General features: G+C 43.0%; 15 protein-coding genes. 12 read left to right on the forward strand and 3 right to left on the reverse strand.

The genetic code is table 11. The features are described from left to right. Positions 1-13 precede the first annotated feature (13 nt). Entirely contained in the window at positions 14-1255 is a 1242-nt protein-coding gene (gene carA / locus JMX97_RS03150; protein ID WP_201555347.1) for a glutamine-hydrolyzing carbamoyl-phosphate synthase small subunit, read from the reverse strand. Positions 1256-1671: 416 nt separating this feature from the next. Continuing rightward, the gene (locus JMX97_RS03155) at positions 1672-2223 is read right to left on the reverse strand and encodes a phosphatase PAP2 family protein (RefSeq protein ID WP_201555349.1); all 552 of its coding nucleotides are present in this window, start codon (positions 2221-2223) and stop codon (positions 1672-1674) included. Between the two features lie 247 nt (positions 2224-2470). On the opposite strand from JMX97_RS03155, the gene JMX97_RS03160 reads away from it, so the two are divergent. The 4 genes from JMX97_RS03160 to JMX97_RS03175 all read left to right on the forward strand — a co-directional run bounded on the left by JMX97_RS03160 (position 2471) and on the right by JMX97_RS03175 (position 5526). Beyond that, entirely contained in the window at positions 2471-3007 is a 537-nt protein-coding gene (locus tag JMX97_RS03160) for a gamma carbonic anhydrase family protein (protein ID WP_201555351.1), read from the forward strand. Between the two features lie 53 nt (positions 3008-3060). After that, complete coding sequence (locus tag JMX97_RS03165) at positions 3061-3807, forward strand: HAD family hydrolase (protein WP_227671437.1); 747 nt, start codon at positions 3061-3063, stop codon at positions 3805-3807. Positions 3808-3936: 129 nt separating this feature from the next. Continuing rightward, positions 3937-5032 (forward strand): peptide chain release factor 2 gene (prfB, locus tag JMX97_RS03170; RefSeq protein WP_201555353.1). Its coding sequence is split into 2 segments (ribosomal slippage): positions 3937-4008 and positions 4010-5032, totalling 1095 coding nucleotides; the frame shifts between segments, so codons are not numbered across the junction. Positions 5033-5241: 209 nt separating this feature from the next. After that, entirely contained in the window at positions 5242-5526 is a 285-nt protein-coding gene (locus JMX97_RS03175; RefSeq protein ID WP_201555355.1) for a pyrimidine/purine nucleoside phosphorylase, read from the forward strand. Between the two features lie 109 nt (positions 5527-5635). Here JMX97_RS03175 and JMX97_RS03180 read toward each other — a convergent pair whose 3' ends face one another. Continuing rightward, positions 5636-6091 (reverse strand): GNAT family N-acetyltransferase, encoded by a 456-nt coding sequence (locus tag JMX97_RS03180; protein WP_201555357.1) that lies wholly within the window; start codon positions 6089-6091, stop codon positions 5636-5638. A gap of 205 nt (positions 6092-6296) precedes the next feature. Here JMX97_RS03180 and JMX97_RS13750 point away from each other — a divergent pair, with 205 nt between their 5' ends. The 8 genes from JMX97_RS13750 to JMX97_RS03215 all read left to right on the forward strand — a co-directional run bounded on the left by JMX97_RS13750 (position 6297) and on the right by JMX97_RS03215 (position 17512). Further along, complete coding sequence (locus tag JMX97_RS13750) at positions 6297-6458, forward strand: hypothetical protein (RefSeq protein WP_227671436.1); 162 nt, start codon at positions 6297-6299, stop codon at positions 6456-6458. 182 nt (positions 6459-6640) lie between these two features. Beyond that, complete coding sequence (locus JMX97_RS03185) at positions 6641-7417, forward strand: DNA topoisomerase IB (protein ID WP_413786386.1); 777 nt, start codon at positions 6641-6643, stop codon at positions 7415-7417. A 190-nt stretch (positions 7418-7607) separates the two neighbouring features. Continuing rightward, positions 7608-9311, forward strand: a complete 1704-nt coding sequence (locus JMX97_RS03190; protein ID WP_201555359.1) for an AMP-binding protein — start codon at positions 7608-7610, stop codon at positions 9309-9311. A gap of 124 nt (positions 9312-9435) precedes the next feature. Further along, positions 9436-10224 carry an SDR family NAD(P)-dependent oxidoreductase gene (locus tag JMX97_RS03195; RefSeq protein ID WP_201555368.1) on the forward strand — a complete coding sequence of 263 codons (789 nt, stop codon included), beginning with the start codon at positions 9436-9438 and terminating at the stop codon, positions 10222-10224. Positions 10225-10370: 146 nt separating this feature from the next. Beyond that, positions 10371-10949 (forward strand): L,D-transpeptidase family protein, encoded by a 579-nt coding sequence (locus tag JMX97_RS03200; protein WP_201555370.1) that lies wholly within the window; start codon positions 10371-10373, stop codon positions 10947-10949. A gap of 539 nt (positions 10950-11488) precedes the next feature. Then, entirely contained in the window at positions 11489-14083 is a 2595-nt protein-coding gene (gene clpB, locus JMX97_RS03205) for an ATP-dependent chaperone ClpB (protein ID WP_201555372.1), read from the forward strand. Positions 14084-14343: 260 nt separating this feature from the next. Continuing rightward, entirely contained in the window at positions 14344-15591 is a 1248-nt protein-coding gene (locus JMX97_RS03210; RefSeq protein ID WP_413786387.1) for a PQQ-dependent sugar dehydrogenase, read from the forward strand. 277 nt (positions 15592-15868) lie between these two features. Continuing rightward, complete coding sequence (locus JMX97_RS03215) at positions 15869-17512, forward strand: BCCT family transporter (protein ID WP_201555373.1); 1644 nt, start codon at positions 15869-15871, stop codon at positions 17510-17512. Positions 17513-17713: the final 201 nt, after the last annotated feature.

Genomic DNA, 17713 nt, shown 5'->3' on the forward strand with positions numbered 1-17713 from the left:
TTGTATTAATGCCTTAAGCGTGCTCAGTTTTAGCCTTTTCCATCATCTCAGCAAACTTATCAAACAAGGGTGCGCAATCATGCGGACCGGGGCTGGCTTCTGGGTGACCTTGGAAGCTAAATACGGGCTTGTTAGTCAGCTCAATACCTTGGTTGGTAGCATCAAATAATGAGCGATGGGTAGCTTTTACATTATCAGGCAAGGTATCTTCATCAACTGCAAAACCATGATTTTGACTGGTAATCATCACTGTACCAGTCGCTAAATCTTGTACGGGATGGTTAGCACCATGATGTCCAGTTTTCATTTTAATGGTATTCGCGCCGCTGGCAAGACCGATAAGTTGATGACCCAAACAAATACCAAAGGTTGGAATATCAGTCTGTTCAATAATATGACGGACGCTATCAATCGCATAATCGCAAGCCGCTGGGTCACCAGGGCCGTTTGATAAGAAGATACCGTCTGGGTTCATTGCTAGCACATCTGCAATAGGGGTTTGCGCAGGGACAACGGTGACGTGACAACCACGGTCGACGAGCATACGTAGAATATTGGTTTTGCTACCAAAGTCATAAGCGACCACGTTATATTTTGACTCAATATGAGTGCCGAGCTGTTTGAAAAAACCACCGGTACCGCTATCATGGCTACCCGCTACATCACGGTTAAGTAGAGTATCTGATAATTCCCATGTACCTGCTGTCCATTCAAAACCGTCAGGATTACAGCATTCTTTTGCTAAATCCATTCCGACCAAGCCAGAAAATTCTTGCGCCAATTTAATGGCTTGTTGTTCGTCATCAGTGCTGATGGTCTCGCCATCAGAGGCGGTCATGATACAGCCGTGCTGTGCCCCTTTGTCACGTAGTAAACGGGTGAGCTGGCGAGTATCAATCTCAGCGATAGCGACCGTATCGTGGCGTTGTAAATAGTCGGTAAGTGATTCAGAGTTACGGAAGCTAGAGGTGACCATAGTAGAATCACGAATGATTAGGCCTTCTGCCCAAATCTCATGACCATTACCAGACTCCATGTCCTCGCTATTGGTGCCAGTGTTACCGATGTGTGGGTAGGTTAAGGTAACCAATTGACGCGCGTAGCTGGGGTCAGTGAGGATCTCTTGATAGCCTGTCATGGCTGTATTGAATACCACCTCACCAACACGATGACCTTCACTACCGATACTCACACCGCGAAAAATCGTACCGTCTGCTAGTGCCAAAATTGCTTGTAGTTCTACCGATGAATTCAAGGGTTGCCTCCGCTGTGTTTGATGAGTGCTATTATAATTTGCAGGATAAAGTAGCTGCCTCTAGTTGCTCAATATTAATCGCTATTTATATCTCTTTAACTGCTGCTAAATGAGAACAAAAAAAGAGCTAAAGGCAAATTTTTTCCACAAAAAAGCGAGAAGACATTATCAATGAGAACTACAAAACCCACTAGATAGTGAATGAGTAAATCGCATCATGTCCGCTCGCTTAGGCACAGATTTTGCGCATTATATACAATAAGTGCAAAAATAGCCAGCCGATTTTGCGGAGTTGACGGCCATGAATTAGAAGATAGCGACAAGTATGTAAAATTAAGAGTGGGTTTAATTATATCTAAGCCCCTAAAACCAAGGCGCTAAAATTAAATCATTAAAATTAAGCCACTAAAGCTGAATTACTTAAATTGATAATGTACCGATAGACCATAATAATCTGGAGATAACGTTGTAGCGATATACAATTGATTATTATAATTTTTGGTTAAATACATACTACTGGCAATACCCAAGGCAGCACCTGCCAAAACATCAGTTACATCGTGTTCGTCTGTCTCTACTCTACTATATGCCACAAAACCTGCGCCAATATAAGCGGGAACACTATATTCTAATCCGTAGCGTTTGTGAATAAAGCTGGCACCTTGAAAGGCTACGGATGCATGGCGTGATGGAAATGATTTATCATCGCTACCATTGGGTCGCTCTTTATCAATAGTTGATTTTAGTACATAGGTTGCCGCAAGATTGGTGGCGAATGATTGATAAAATTGCTTCCGACCAGACTCATCATCCATATAATGCGTGCTACCATAAGCAATGGCAGGTATGGCCAGCGCAACAATATCGCCTGCTTTTTCAATATCAGAGGTATTGGCTGCATAAGTAGGACTAGCCACAACCAAGCTGCTCGACAATAACAGTATAGGTGCATATTTTTTGCCGATCATTGCTTTATTCCTAAGGATAGTTATATTTGGGCGATTGTACTATAAAGCTTATACTAGTGTTTATATACTCAGTTCAAAATAAATGAGAGTCGTTTATAACAACCTGTTACTGATATAAATTTTTCTAGCTTGCTGTTCGCGAGCGTGTTTCGAGCCGGCAAAAAATTCATCTTAGTAACACTATATTGTTTTTAAATTGGATCGACTATAACAAACACCGCTTATTGACAATTACTAAGGACAGACCATGATTTATCAATATTTAGACAAAGTACCTGAATTTGCCGTCCCTTTCAACGGTTGGGTTGCTGATACAGCATGCGTTATCGGAGATGTTTATTTAGGCCATCAAGCCAGCGTTTGGTTTGGCGCGGTGATTCGCGGTGACAATGAGCGTATCCATATTGGCGACTACAGTAACGTGCAAGAAAACAGTGTCATTCATACCGACGAAGGTATCGAAGTCAAAATTGGTAACTATGTCACTATTGGTCATTTGGCGATGCTGCACGGCTGCGAAGTCGGTGACAATAGCTTGATTGGTATTGGGGCGGTGGTGCTAAACAATGTTAAAATCGGCAAAAATTGCATCATTGGTGCCAAAGCCTTGGTTACTGAAGGCAAAAAGATTCCAGATAATTCACTGGTAATGGGTGCACCTGCGAAAGTGGTTAAAACCTTGACCGATGAGCAAGCAGGCATGATCAAAGAATCTGCCCTACATTACGCTGCCCGTTGCCAGAAGTTCAAAAATGGCCTGAAAGAAATCGAACAGCCAGAATAACTCAGCCTTAACAATCATAATCCTTATTATTCATAATCAACGAGATTTGCCATATGAGTACGTCTGCCACCAGTCCTATTATTGCTACCAATACTGCTACACCAGCTGCTAACGCAAAAAATGAGCCGCGCATCTTAGCGCTGTTTGATTTAGACCATACCTTGCTCGATGTCGACAGTGATTATCTATGGGGCGAATATATCGTTAATAACGAGCTGGTAGATGAGGCGCAGTACCGGACAGCCAACCAAGCTTTTTATGAGCAATATATTGAAGGTACGCTGGATGCGACTGAATATAATGAGTTTGTAGCACAGTTTTTGACTACTCTACCGCTAGATCGCCTACATGAGTTGCGGGAAGACTATATTAAGGTTGAGATTGAGCCACATATCCGGCCAAAGGCAATGGAAGTATTGTGTCAGCACATTGAGCAGGGTCACGATGTGGTGATCATCTCTGCAACCAATGACTTTGTCGTATCCGCTATTGCCAAGCGTTTCGGTGTGGAAGAGGCCAATGTCTTAGCCACACCTCTTGAGATTAAAGATGAGCGTTATACCGGAAAATTAACCGATAAGCCTAACTTTAAAGAAGGTAAAATCTATCATTTAGATAAGTGGATTAATAAACAGCAAGTAGCCGGTATTAATTTTAACAAAACTTATGCTTATTCAGACTCTAAGAATGATATTCCGCTACTTGAATGGGCGGATGTGGCGATTTGCGTGTCACCTGATGATGCCTTACATGCTCACGCATTAGCGCATCGCTGGGCAGTAGAAGATTGGTCAATTTAGTTTGGGAAAAATAAATTTTAGCGACACGCTCGTCTTTAACTAGGTTTGAAATATTACTATATAGACCAAGTCGTTTGTAACCACTCACTATTACGATAACCATTATCAAATGTATCTATAGGAACCTTTATGGAAATCAACCAGTATCAAGAAACAATCAAAGACCTCGCCGAGCGTGGACAGGATTTACGGAGGTATCTTTGACTTTGATGGCAAGCAAGAACGCTTAGAAGAAGTCAATTTAGAATTAGAGAATCCCGAGCTATGGAATGACCCTGAGCGTGCGACTAAGATTAATAAAGAAAAAAGCTATCTTGATGGCGTGATTGACGTGGTAGTGTCACTGGAAACTATATTAGAAGACGCCACAGCGATGTTGGAGCTAGCGGTAGAGGCTGATGATGAGTCGTTGCTAGCAGATGTACAAGCAGAACTCGATACTGCTGAGAAGCGGGTGGCTGATTTAGAGTTCCGTCGCATGTTTAGCGGAGAGATGGATCCCAATAATTGCTACTTAGATGTACAGTCGGGCAGTGGCGGCACCGAAGCGCAAGACTGGGCAGAGATGCTGCTACGCATGTATACGCGCTGGGCGGAAGCCCATGACTTTAAGGTTGATGTGATTGAGGTATCCTCAGGTGGGGTTGCTGGTATTAAGTCGGCGACCATCGCCATTAAAGGCGATTATGCTTTTGGCTGGCTACGCACTGAAATTGGGGTGCATCGATTGGTTCGTAAGTCGCCATTTGATAGTAATAATGGTCGTCATACCTCGTTTGCCGCTATCTTTGTGTCACCTGAGATTGATGATGACATCGATATCGACGTCAACCCAGCAGATTTGCGTATAGACACCTACCGCTCGTCCGGCGCAGGCGGTCAGCATGTGAATACTACCGATTCTGCTGTGCGTATTACTCATGAGCCTACTGGTGTCGTCGTTACCTGTCAAAATGAGCGTAGCCAGCACGGTAACAAGGCGACGGCTATGAAGATGCTACGTGCTAAGTTATATGAGTTAGAAATGCAAAAGCGTATGGAGAAGCAGCAAGCGGTCGAGGATGGTAAGTCTGATGTCGGTTGGGGCAGTCAAATTCGCTCATACGTGCTTGATGATTCACGCATTAAAGATTTGCGTACTGGCGTTGAGACCTTTAACACTGGCGCGGTGCTAGATGGCGACCTTGACCAATTTATTGAAGCCAGTCTAAAAGCTGGGCTGTAAGTATTGAGTCATTAACTATCAAATCATTTTAAAGATGATAGTATTGATCCACTTTAAAACGAATAGCGTGTGACTAGGAGAAATTTTCGAAGCCTCTGGAGTGACGCAGTCGCACAGCACGCGAGAAAATTTTTACTAGACGCGCGCAAATACAGCTTTACTTGAGTCTCTCCTGACTACATTAAATTAAACCTACTTAAGGAAAAATTATGCTAAGCGTTAATAATTATTTTGATGATAAAGTAACTTCGATTGCCTTTCAAACCGCGACTAAGCCTGCCACCGTTGGCGTTATGTCCATTGGCGAGTATGAATTTGATACTAGCGAATTTGAGACTATGAGTGTGATTAGCGGTGCATTGACGGTTAAGCTGCCAGAGAGTAACGAATGGCAAACCTTTGATGCTGGTCAACAGTTTACCGTTGAAGCCAATAAAAAGTTCAACGTTAAAGTTGAGGTAGAAACCGCTTACTTATGTGTTTATGGTAAATAGAAGCTTCTCAAAGTAAGACTATTTTATAACTATATAACGCCAAACGTTCTGCGCTTGGCGTTTTTTTTAGAGCTGTTATAATCTACATTCTATATACAAGGACCCCAAATTATAGATTATTTCGGTATTGCACCCTATCGGTCTTGGTCGCTAGTTTGTCATAAAGTGTGCGAGCCGTTGTATTACCTTCTTGAGTGGTCCAATAAACACGATTGCAATTTTTCTTGTTGGCAAAGTCATAAACATTCTCAATCAATGCACAGCCAATGCCTTGTCCACGAACCGATTCATCGACATACAAGTCCTCCAAGTAGCAACATTCGGTACTATTCCAAGTATTAGGATGTAGCACCACATGGGTGATGCCTACCAGAGTGTCGTCTTTCCACGCACCAAATCCATAGATAGGCACACTGCTATCTAGTAAGTTGCGCCATGCAATTTCCGTAGTGCTTCGTGGCAAAGAGGTCTGATAAAACTTCAGATAGTTCCGCCATAAACTTAACCAAGCTTCATAGTCAGAACTGGCTAGTGGCATTATTTGTATAGAAGGGTTATTTGTCATATTTTGCTCATTTTTAATGGTTAGTAAATTTTAGGTTATGTATTAGAATATAGGACTTGCAGTGCTTTGATAAGCTAGATTTTACATAGAATTACATTTTATAGGTCGCAAACAAACAGCAAAAAAAGTGGTAATTAACTATGCTTAAGCCCTGATTTGATAGTTCTTTTTGTCGCAACTATTTTCTACAAAGGCGCATTATTTTATGGCTAAAATCACTAAGCAAACAACAGAAGATGTGCGCCATGACTATGAGCACTTAGCTCGCCTTGCCAATCTACGTTACGCCAGAGATGATGAGCCCGGTTACGAGCGTCGTCGGCATGGCGTGGCTTTACTTATCGCGATGCCGCTGGTAATACGGTAAAAGACAAAGCTTTACGTCAGCGTTTTGATGCGTTGGTGATTCCGCCGATGTGGTCAGAGGTATGGATTTGCATCGATGATAATGGTCATCTGCAATCTACTAGCCGTGATGACAAGGTACGTAAGCAGTATTTATATCATCCACTATGGGATACGGTACGTGATCAAGCCAAATTTGATGCCATGATAGGCTTTGCAGAGGCGCTACCCGCTTTGCGCGCGCAGATTGAGCAGGATTTGGACGCTGCGCCTTTATCGCGTGCTAACGTATTAGCGGCTGTGGTCAAATTACTAGAGACCACTTTGATTCGCGTAGGCAATAGTCGCTACGCTAAGCTTAACAAAAGCTATGGGCTCAGCACCTTACGAAGCAAGCATGTCAGTGAAATCGATAATGGACTGGCCTTTGACTTTGTCGGTAAAAGTACCAAATCTCATCATATTGAATTGCAAGACGAGCGCTTAATTGACATTGTACAAGCCTGTTCTGAGTTACCAGGCTATCAGGTTTTTAAATATTTAGATGAGCATGGTGACAAACAAGTGGTGGATAGCACTGATATCAATAACTATCTGCGTGAACATACCTGCGACAGTAATGACAGCTGTAGTGGTAATTTATATAGTGCTAAGGACTTTCGCACGTGGATGGCAAGTGTGTTGGCGGCCAGCTATTTATATGATGAGCTGACAGGGTTAGAAGGGAATGAGATATTGGCGAGCGAACCAGACAGTCGCGTCCGTCAGACATTGGTCACAGAAATGGTAAAAAACGTCGCGGATGAGCTGGGCAATACGCCGAGTGTTTGCCGTTCTTGTTATATTCATCCGGTCATTATTGAGCAGTTCTTGGCCGGTCATTTCTTTGAAACTTATAAACAAGCTCGTCGTGGCCGCACTAAAAATCATCAACGCTGCGAAGAAAAGGCCTTGTTGGAATTCTTAAGCGCGTTGCAATAATAGCTGATAGTCGGTTAATTGTTGCATTAATAACCTAAAAAATGATACGTTATGTATTGAAATAACGATTAAACTACGTTATTAATAAGTAAGTTTAAATAAAATATGCCAAAATTCTATATATGGTATAACCTATTTTTATGACTGTTCTACCTTACCAGTTCAAACTTTATTGCTAAAGGATTAGCTCATGACCCCTTCAACCTTGTCTACTACCCACACCTCAAAAAAACCAATAAGCCATGCGGATTATTATAATAACTTCGATATGAATTCGTTATTAGGAGAAATTTTTGGTGCCCATCCAGACGACCGACTCAATGCTTATATGGCCTGCTGTGGCCGTCACGTGCGCGATGGCCGCGCAGACAATATTGCCTTAGTGCATGAAGATACTGCTGGCAAAACCACACGTATGAGTTTCGGTGAGCTGGATACTGCTAGCGCGCAAGTGGCTAATTTATTACAGTCTTATGGCGTGCAGGCGGGAGATAGGGTTGCGACTATGCTGCCCAGAACGCCTGAGCTACTAGTGGTTGTACTAGCGACATGGCGACTTGGCGCGATATATCAGCCACTATTCACCGCTTTTGGTTATGATTCCATCAAATACCGGATGGATAAAGCAGAGACTAAAGTGGTCTTTACCAATCAAGAAAATCGTAGCAAGTTTAAAGATTTAGCACAGCAGACTAGGATGGTAATGGTTGGTAGCGAAGCCGATAGCCAGACTTGGGGTGATGATAATTATACCCAGATAATGAACAAACAACCGCAAAAAATAGCGCCAGTACAGTTAGATACCGACGCGTCGTTTTTACAGATGTTTACTTCAGGGACGGTGGGTAAATCTAAAGGCGTGTGTGTGCCGTTGGCTGCCTTGCCAGCATTCTACTTATACATGCGTTATGCGATTGATCTGCACGATACTGATAATTATTGGAACATGGCGGATCCTGGCTGGGCGTATGGTCTGTATTACGCTATCACAGGGCCATTATTACTGGGTGTGACGACTTACTTTAATGAAGCTGGCTTTGATGCGACTAATACTCGTGACTTTATGGTTCGTCATAAGATTACCAATCTTGCTTCATCGCCAACGGCTTTTCGCATGATGAAATCCAGTGGGGTATTTGAAGAGTTATCTACAGATACTTCTGGTGAGAGCGACAACAAACTATCGTTACGCTGTGCCAACTCAGCAGGTGAGACTTTGAATACTGAAGTCGTCGGCTGGGTTGAGAGTCATTTGGGTTGTAAGGTCTGTGATCAGTATGGACAGACAGAGACCGGCATGACTTGCTGTGAGCATCATGGGCTAGAGCATGAACGACCAGTAGGCTCTATGGGCATGGCGCTGCCAGGCCATACGCTAGTGATATTAGATGATGACATGCAAGTATTACCTGATGGCGAGCAAGGGCAACTGGCCGTAGTAGTTAGTCAATCGCCAGCGTTCTATTTCCGTGGCTATAGCTGGAATGAAAAACAGGCCTTCTCCGATGATTATTACCTGACCGGAGACGTGGTTGAACGTCATACTGATGGTAGCTATTGGTTCTCAGGGCGCGATGATGACATTATCATGACTGCCGGCTACCGAGTGGGTCCAACCGATGTCGAAAATACCGTATTAGAACATGAGGCTGTCGCAGAGTCCGCAGCGGTAGGCATACCTGATGAGGTACGTGGGAATACGATTAAGTCTTATGTGGTGCTCAAAGACGGCATCAATGGTAGTGACGAGCTTGCCCAGCAAATCAAGGATTTAGTACGCGAACGTCTATCGGCACATGCTTATCCGCGTGAAGTTGAATTTATCAAAGAGCTACCAAAGACCCCAAGTGGCAAAATTCAGCGCTTTTTGCTACGTAGTTTATCCGCTGAATAACATCTGCTGCGTATGGATACTTTGTACTAAATAGCATTGTTTTGAAATAGAGATTTTTATAATAAAGTTGTTGAGAATAGAAAATCAATAAAAATATTAAACGATAAGTCGTTAAGGAATAATTATGCAAATTCAAGAAAATAGTTTTTTAGTTACTGGCGGCGCGTCAGGATTGGGCGAAGCAGTTGTTCGTGGTATTAATGAACAGGGTGGCAATGTGGTCATCGCTGATTTAAATGAATCAGCTGGGCAAGCATTGGTAGACGAGCTAGGAGATAACGTACGCTTTATCCGCTGTGATGTTACTAGTGGCGAAGAAGTACAAGCTGCCGTCAGCTTAGTGGAGCAAGCTTTTGGTGGCTTACAAGGGTCCATCAACTGCGCGGGTATTGCTGTGGTACAGAAGTTGCTAGATCGCGATAACAATCCAGCTGACCTAGATGCCTTTAGTCGCGGGGTTAATATTAACCTTGTTGGCTCTTTTAACGTTGCCCGCTTAGTCGCTGCTAGTATCGCGCGCCGTGTTGCAGCAGCAAAAGAGGCTGGTGATACAGAAAAGAACGTCGATCAAGGAATTATTATTAACACTGCCTCCGTTGCCGCCTTTGATGGTCAAGTAGGTCAAGGTAGTTATGCGTCTTCTAAAGCTGGGGTGGTAGGACTGATGCTACCATTAGCGCGCGAGCTGGCACGTCATGGTATTCGGGTAATGACTATTGCCCCGGGGGTATTTGCCACTCCAATGATGGATAGTATTCCTGAAAAAGCACGCGAGCAGTTAGAAGCGGGTGTACCTTATCCTAAGCGTTTGGGCGAACCCAGTGAGTTTGCTAAACTGGTGACCCATATTATCGATAACAGCTATTTAAACGGTGAAGTAATTCGCTTAGATGGTGCTATTCGGATGGTTTAGGCTAGTCTAGATAAATAGATACCAACCTTAGACTCTGTTACTGTGCTATTTGTACCGTAACAGAGTTTTTTTTATTGTTTTAGGTATCTGGTTTCAGCGATATAAAACTAACTCCCCTTAAAAATCAGTTATAAGGATCAAAGCCTGTGTTTTTTTTTCGTCCCAGTGCTGGTAAGAATTTCCATTGGCTAATGATGTCCATTGGGCTGGTTGTTAGCGCAGTCGTTAGTACAACAGCAATAGCTTATGTAAAACATTCTCCTTTAACTGCCAATAATGCACAGACTATTCCTAATACTGTGGTTATTGATAAAGTCTTGGTCGATAAGTCCGAACGTACTGTGCAGTTATTAAGTGATGATAAGGTGATTACCTCTTATCATATCGCACTAGGTGATAGCCCGACAGGTCATAAGCAACAACAAGGTGACGAGCGTACGCCAGTAGGTTCTTATAAGCTAGATTATAAAAATGAAAAATCCAAATTTTATCGCTCTATTCATATCAGTTATCCTAACGCAGCTGACAAAGCGCACGCTAAGAAGCTAGGTGTCAGTGCGGGTGGTGATATTATGATTCATGGGCAGAAGAATGGCTTCGGTCATCTAGCATCGGTTACCCAACAACGCGACTGGACTGATGGTTGTATCGCCGTTACCGATGATGAGATGGACCAGATTATGGAGGCGGTAGAGATTGGCACAGCGATTGAAATCATCGAATAATTTGTAGGTAGCAAGTGTAGATAAAACGTGTAGATAGATTTTCTTTTTGCTTTATTATCACTATTAAACGTGTTGATAGAACGGCATTCATAAAATATTGCTTCCTCATCCTGATTCTAAATATAGAGTTAAATCCATATAGATATGCTATAACGTTAACCTCGCTTTTTGTTATCGAACCCATCTAATCATCGTGCTTGTTTAAGTATCAAACCCATCTAAATTCAACTATACCTCACTTTTTTCTCTTGAAATTCTTTTCTTAAACATCCATTAATACTGTATGATTGATATCATTACTATTGGTAGGGTTTATGATCAACAGCTAGTAGGTTTATAATTAGCACATCGTAATTTAATTATATTTCCTACTCATACTAATAAGTAAATATTTATTATCAGTACGACTCATTTATTAGTTGAAATCTTACCAAAACTCCCACATATCAGTAATAACTAACAGTAAGCGGCATCGTCAAAAACTTATAAAACCCGCTACTCAATAGATTAATCCATACTAATTATAAAAGGATACAAAGATGAGATTCGAGAAGTTCACGCAAAAACTGCAAACCGCTATTCAGGAAGCGCAAAGCTTGGCATTGGGGCGCGATCATACTGGTATAGATCCGGTACATTTGCTTGCGATTTTGCTACAAGATGAGGCTAACTTGTCGATCTGTCAGCAAGCCGGTGCGTCTATTCCAGCAATAAAAAACGGTGTTGCGAAAGCGCTCGATAATCAAGCAACTATTTCTGAGCCAACGGGCGATGTAAACCTAAATCCAAATTCAGTAAAAATATTAAACCTGGCCGATCGCCAAGCACAAAAAGAAGGCGATGATTTTATCGCGACTGAATGGGTGATTTTAGCGTTAGCTGAGCAAGGTGAAACCAAAAAAATATTTGAAAGTGCCGGGGTTACAGCAGCTAAATTAAAAACAGTGATTGAACAGCTACGCGGTGATGAAACGGTTAATAACCAAAACGCGGAAGATCAGCGTGATGCGTTAAATAAATATACGATCAATCTCACTGAACAGGCGGAACTCGGCAAGCTTGATCCAGTAATTGGCCGTGATGAAGAGATACGCCGTACTATTCAAGTGCTATCGCGCCGTACCAAGAATAACCCAGTACTGATTGGCGAGCCGGGTGTTGGTAAAACCGCAATTGTTGAAGGTTTAGCGCAAAAAATCATCAATGGCGATGTGCCAGAAGGTCTGCGTCATAAAGAAGTATTGTCCTTAGATTTAGGCTCACTGATTGCTGGGGCGAAGTTCCGTGGTGAGTTTGAAGAACGCCTGAAAAGTGTACTTAGTGACTTATCGAAGCAAGAAGGCAATGTCATCTTGTTTATTGATGAGCTGCATACCTTGGTTGGAGCAGGTAAAGCAGACGGCGCGATGGATGCCGGTAATATGCTCAAACCTGCGCTGGCTCGCGGTGAGCTACACTGCGTTGGCGCGACTACCTTAGATGAATATCGCAAATATATCGAAAAAGATGCGGCTCTTGAGCGCCGCTTTCAAAAGGTACTGGTTGATGAGCCAACGGTTGAGGATACCATTGCAATCTTACGTGGTTTAAAAGAGCGTTATGAGCTACATCATGGTGTTGATATTCAAGATAGCGCCATCATTGCCGCTGCGCGCATGAGTCATCGCTATATCACTGACCGTAAGCTTCCTGATAAAGCGATTGACTTAATAGATGAGGCTGCAAGTCGTCTACGGATGGAGATGGACAGTAAACCTGAATCCTTAGGTAAGCTTGATAGCCGTCTGATTCAATTAAAAATGCAGCGTGAAGTGCTGAAAAATGAAGAAGATGCCGGTGCGGTAGCTGAGCGTAAAGCCTTAAATGCGCAAATCGAAGAATTAGAAAAAGAATATGCAGATCTTAACGAGATTTGGCAAGCGGAAAAAGCACTAGTAAAAGGCAGTCAACAGCTCAAAGACGAGCTAGACAAAGCGCGTACGGCTTATGATAAAGCCAGCCGCGAGAGCGACTATGAAGCAATGTCAAAGCTGCAATATGAGACTATTCCGCAGCTTGAGCGCCGTATTCATGAGTCGGATCTTGCTGAGCAAAAAGAGCAGGCAGATGCGCCAAATATTAAGTTGCTGCGTAACAAAGTCACGGACAATGAGATTGCTGAAGTGGTCAGTGCAGCAACCGGTATTCCCGTTAATAAAATGATGCAAGGTGAGCGCGATAAGCTGATAGCGATGGAAGATAAACTCCATGAGCGCGTTATCGGTCAAGATGAAGCGGTAGAAGCGGTAGCTAATGCCGTACGTCGTAGTCGCGCTGGCTTGTCCGATCCCAATCGTCCTTCAGGATCGTTCTTGTTCCTTGGGCCAACGGGGGTCGGTAAAACCGAGCTAACCAAATCTTTGGCTAACTTCTTGTTTGACTCTGAAGATTCGTTGGTACGGATTGATATGAGTGAATACATGGAAAAACATAGCGTCAGTCGTTTGGTGGGTGCGCCTCCAGGTTATGTTGGTTATGAAGAAGGTGGTGCATTGACTGAAGCGATACGCCGCAAGCCTTATAGCGTTGTGCTATTCGATGAGGTGGAAAAAGCGCATCCTGATGTGTTTAATATCTTATTACAAGTATTGGATGATGGGCGTTTGACTGATTCACAAGGTCGGGTAGTAGATTTCAAAAATACCGTTATCATCATGACCAGCAACTTAGGATCGCACAAGATTCAAGAGATGGTGGGCGAAAGCTATGATGATATCAAAGCAGAAGTTATGGATTCAGTCGGCGAGCATTTCCGTCCTGAGTTCGTCAACCGGATTGATGAGATTGTGGTATTCCATGCGCTTGGTCAAGAGCAAATGGCGGGTATTGCTGATATCCAGATAGATCGTTTGCGTAGCCGTTTGCAAGAGCGAGAGCTGGACATTGCCCTGTCTGATGCGGCAATGAATCAATTGGTTGCGGTAGGCTACGATCCTGTATATGGTGCACGCCCGCTCAAACGTGCTATTCAACAAGAGATTGAAAATCCATTATCATTGAAGTTGCTGTCTGGTGATTTTGTGGCAGGAGACATCATCAAGGTCGATGTCGGTACCAATGATAAGCTGACTTTTGATAAGCTTAGAATGAGTTAAGAACAAGTTTTTGATTGTTTAAGAATAAGGCTCTAATTATTTAAGGACAAGGCTCTAATTACTTGAAAATAAAGCTTTAATTGTAAACCAACCCCGCGTTTTTCATAGCAAGTGCGGGGTTTTGTTTGTTTACCGTTACACTATTATTTTACCTCTTAAGCGCTTCTACTATGTTATAAAAGATATTAGGTTATAAAGAATATTGATAGGGGTAAAAAACTATGATAATTAATACCAAACGTACAAGCGCTGTTTTAAGCATGATGGCACTATTATTTAGCGCTTCTGCCTGCTCTAATCCATCAACTGTGAACACAGATACAGTAAGGGTGGAAAAGGCTGATAATAAACCAGCCAATAACATCCAGACATCTGACGATTCTATATCCGATGGGAAAACGCGCAATAATAAACCTGCTTTTACGACCCAAACCGTCGCTAGCTTTGATGAGCCGTGGGCGATGACCGCGCTACCCAAAAATGATAATGGTAGTAGCGCTGAGCCGCTCAAACTGCTGGTGACTCAAAAAACAGGGGAGTTATTCGTTGTTGATGCTAAGACAGGAGTTAAAACGGCAGTAGGCGGTGTGCCTAAAGTTGCCTATGGTGGGCAAGGCGGATTGGGAGATATCGTTGTTGCGCCAGACTTTGCAACCACCAATAGGGTCTACTTAAGCTATATTGAAGCCAGTATGGGCTCTGAAGATAACACCTTTGGGGCTAAAGTTATTAAAGCTGAACTGACAGGATTGGATAGTAAAATGCCAAGCCTGCAAGCCATTACTCCCATTTGGCAGCAGACCCCAAAAGTTAAAGGGCAAGGGCATTATAGCCACCGTTTACTATTCTCCTCTGATGGTCGTCATTTGTATATCAGCTCAGGTGATCGTCAGAAAAAAGACCCCGCGCAAGACATGACCGTCAACTTGGGCAAAATAATACGGCTGAATCCTGATGGTACTGTGCCAGCAGATAATCCATTTGCTACTAAATCTAGTGATATCTCCGCACAGTTTTGGACGACAGGCCATCGTAATGTATTGGGTATGGTCTTTGATAAAGCAGGCAAACTTTGGGCACATGAAATGGGTCCAAAAGGCGGAGATGAGTTCAATTTGATAGAAAAAGGCAGCAATTATGGTTGGCCTATGGTGTCTAATGGGCGTAATTATTCAGGCATTGATATCCCTGATCATGATACCCGACCTGATCTTGTCGCGCCCAAAATTACTTGGACGCCGGTAATATCACCGTCATCTATGAGTATATATTCATCGGGTAGCCATAAAGACTTTCCGGCATGGCAAGGAGATGCGCTTATCAGTGGACTATCGTCTAAAGCGTTGATAGTGGTTGATTTAGGCTCAAGTAATAAATCTAATATACCTAGCGAGCGTTATCGCTATGATATGGGTGCGCGTATTCGCAGTGTACTGGCAGTGGATGGAGAAGTGTGGCTATTAGAAGATGGTAACGGTGCTAAGTTGCTGAGGTTGTTGCCTGATTAAGAACGGTATAGCTAGCCTCATGTAAACCCGTTACAGTGTGCCAACCTTATCGTATCGTTCTACTTACGGTTAAGTGGAAGAGATATTATTTGACTCAGTTGTTGCTTGTAGTTGATCATTTTCTTATTTAATTTGTGCGAGCTGACCCAATTCATCGTTGAAATAATAACAACGTCTGAGTTATTTCTATGCAGTTTGGTTTTGTAATAGTTTGATAATAAAGGGTTACTTTGTTAAAGTGAGCATCCTTACATTCCTTATACTATGAGATTGAAGCATGGATGAAGTAAAAGTAGGTCGGTTAGGGCCTTTTCCACGGGTGAATAAACCCGTATTTATTGTCTCGATAGTGTTAATCGTTGGATTTATTATTTTTGGGGCATTTTTTACTGAAACTGCGGGTGCGCTGTTTAGCTTCTTACAAAATTTTATTACCGATAAGTTCGGTTGGCTTTTTATTATTTTAGTCAATGCGGCATTAGTACTTTGTATCTACTTAGCTATGAGTCGCTATGGTGACATTCGGCTAGGCAGTCAGACTGAGCGACCGCAATACAAGCTGTTTTCATGGATTGGGATGTTGTTCTCGGCAGGTATCGGTATTGGTTTAGTGTATTGGGGAACGGCTGAGCCCTTATACCACTTTATGGCGCCACCTATGGGTGAGGCTGAGACCGTTGCTGCAGCGAAGCAAGCCATGAATATCTCATTTCTACACTGGGGTCTACATGCTTGGGCGATTTATACTATTGTGGCGCTATCTTTGGCTTATTTTCATTTTCGTCGCGGGCTACCCTTATCGATTCGCTCGACCTTATATCCAATATTGGGTAAAAAGATTTATGGCCCATGGGGTCATACCGTCGATATCTTGGCGGTATTTGGTACTATGTTTGGCGTGGTCACATCGCTTGGTCTTGGGGTGCTGCAGATCAATTCCGGACTCGAGAAGCTGTTTGGCATTCCAAATAGTTTAATCGTACAGTTTGCTTTAATTGCCTTCATTACAGCGCTTGCAGCAGTTTCCGTTATGATGGGGTTAGATAAAGGTATTAAGCGACTTAGCGATATCAATATTGGGTTCACTATTGTTTTACTTGCGTTCATGGTGATTTTAGGACCAACCCTCTTTATCTTTGATAGCTTTATCGAAAATATCGGAAATTATATCGTGGCGATTGTTCCTCTAGGAACGTGGGGTGAGTCTTATAGCGGCACGGATTGGCAAAGCGCTTGGACGGTATTTTATTGGGCGTGGTGGGTTAGTTGGGCACCATTCGTTGGTATATTTATTGCCCGAATCAGTCGTGGTCGTACCATCCGTGAGTTTGTATTGGGTGTTCTGTTAATTCCCATGCTGATTTTATTCTTCTGGTTTACTACTTTTGGCGGTGTTGCTATTCAAATGGAGCTTGCCTCTGCTGTGACTGGTATTAGCCCAGGATTGGTTGAAGCCGTACAGGCAGATTCAGGTAGTGCAATCTTTAAACTGGTCGAGTACTATCCATTGGCAAAACCCGTTACGCTACTGATTATAGTTATGATCATGCTTTGGTTTGTGACGTCATCAGACTCGGCAAGTTTTGTCATTGATATGCTGACCGCAGGCGGCGATACCAACCCACCGAAGGTTCAGCGTTTATTTTGGGCAACTACCGAAGGTGTTATTGCTGCTATATTGCTTGCAGCTGGCGGATTGTCAGCATTAAAAGCCGCTGCTGTCATAGCAGGACTGCCATTCGCCTTGGTAATTTTCGTAATGATGTATGCATTATTGCGTGGTCTTAGCCGCGATCGTCTCATTTTATATCGGGCTCAGCAGGACTTTATTACTGATGAATCGGCAGATCACAATTCGGCCAACGAATTCCGTGATGAGCACTTGTTAAAAGGACCACCTAAGATTGTCAAAGGTGACTAGGCACTGATGCCAGACAGCTTTCTGTTGATCGATTGCTACTGACAAAGAACCCAACTTCCTATGTTATGACTAGCGAGTTGGGTTTGGCTGATAATCTAATATTCCTGTCGTAATGTGCCCTAAGATAGCTTGCTGTCTTAGGGTTTCTTAGTTTTTAAATAGAGTACAAAACTGGAAGGTGTCTAATCTAATTTGATAGTT

The organism is Psychrobacter sp. 72-O-c (assembly GCF_904846605.1).
GTDB lineage: Bacteria > Pseudomonadota > Gammaproteobacteria > Pseudomonadales > Moraxellaceae > Psychrobacter.

Bases quoted from the DNA above. Each gene is read 5' to 3' on its own strand.
- JMX97_RS03175 (WP_201555355.1), top strand. From the start codon at position 5,242: ATGCTAAGCGTTAATAATTATTTTGATGATAAAGTAACTTCGATTGCC.
- JMX97_RS13750 (WP_227671436.1), top strand. From the start codon at position 6,297: ATGGCTAAAATCACTAAGCAAACAACAGAAGATGTGCGCCATGACTAT.
- JMX97_RS03160 (WP_201555351.1), top strand. From the start codon at position 2,471: ATGATTTATCAATATTTAGACAAAGTACCTGAATTTGCCGTCCCTTTC.
- JMX97_RS03215 (WP_201555373.1), top strand. From the start codon at position 15,869: ATGGATGAAGTAAAAGTAGGTCGGTTAGGGCCTTTTCCACGGGTGAAT.
- JMX97_RS03165 (WP_227671437.1), top strand. From the start codon at position 3,061: ATGAGTACGTCTGCCACCAGTCCTATTATTGCTACCAATACTGCTACA.
- JMX97_RS03190 (WP_201555359.1), top strand. From the start codon at position 7,608: ATGACCCCTTCAACCTTGTCTACTACCCACACCTCAAAAAAACCAATA.
- JMX97_RS03155 (WP_201555349.1), bottom strand. From the start codon at position 2,223: ATGATCGGCAAAAAATATGCACCTATACTGTTATTGTCGAGCAGCTTG.
- JMX97_RS03180 (WP_201555357.1), bottom strand. From the start codon at position 6,091: ATGACAAATAACCCTTCTATACAAATAATGCCACTAGCCAGTTCTGAC.
- JMX97_RS03185 (WP_413786386.1), top strand. From the start codon at position 6,641: ATGATAGGCTTTGCAGAGGCGCTACCCGCTTTGCGCGCGCAGATTGAG.
- JMX97_RS03195 (WP_201555368.1), top strand. From the start codon at position 9,436: ATGCAAATTCAAGAAAATAGTTTTTTAGTTACTGGCGGCGCGTCAGGA.
- JMX97_RS03210 (WP_413786387.1), top strand. From the start codon at position 14,344: ATGATGGCACTATTATTTAGCGCTTCTGCCTGCTCTAATCCATCAACT.
- clpB (WP_201555372.1), top strand. From the start codon at position 11,489: ATGAGATTCGAGAAGTTCACGCAAAAACTGCAAACCGCTATTCAGGAA.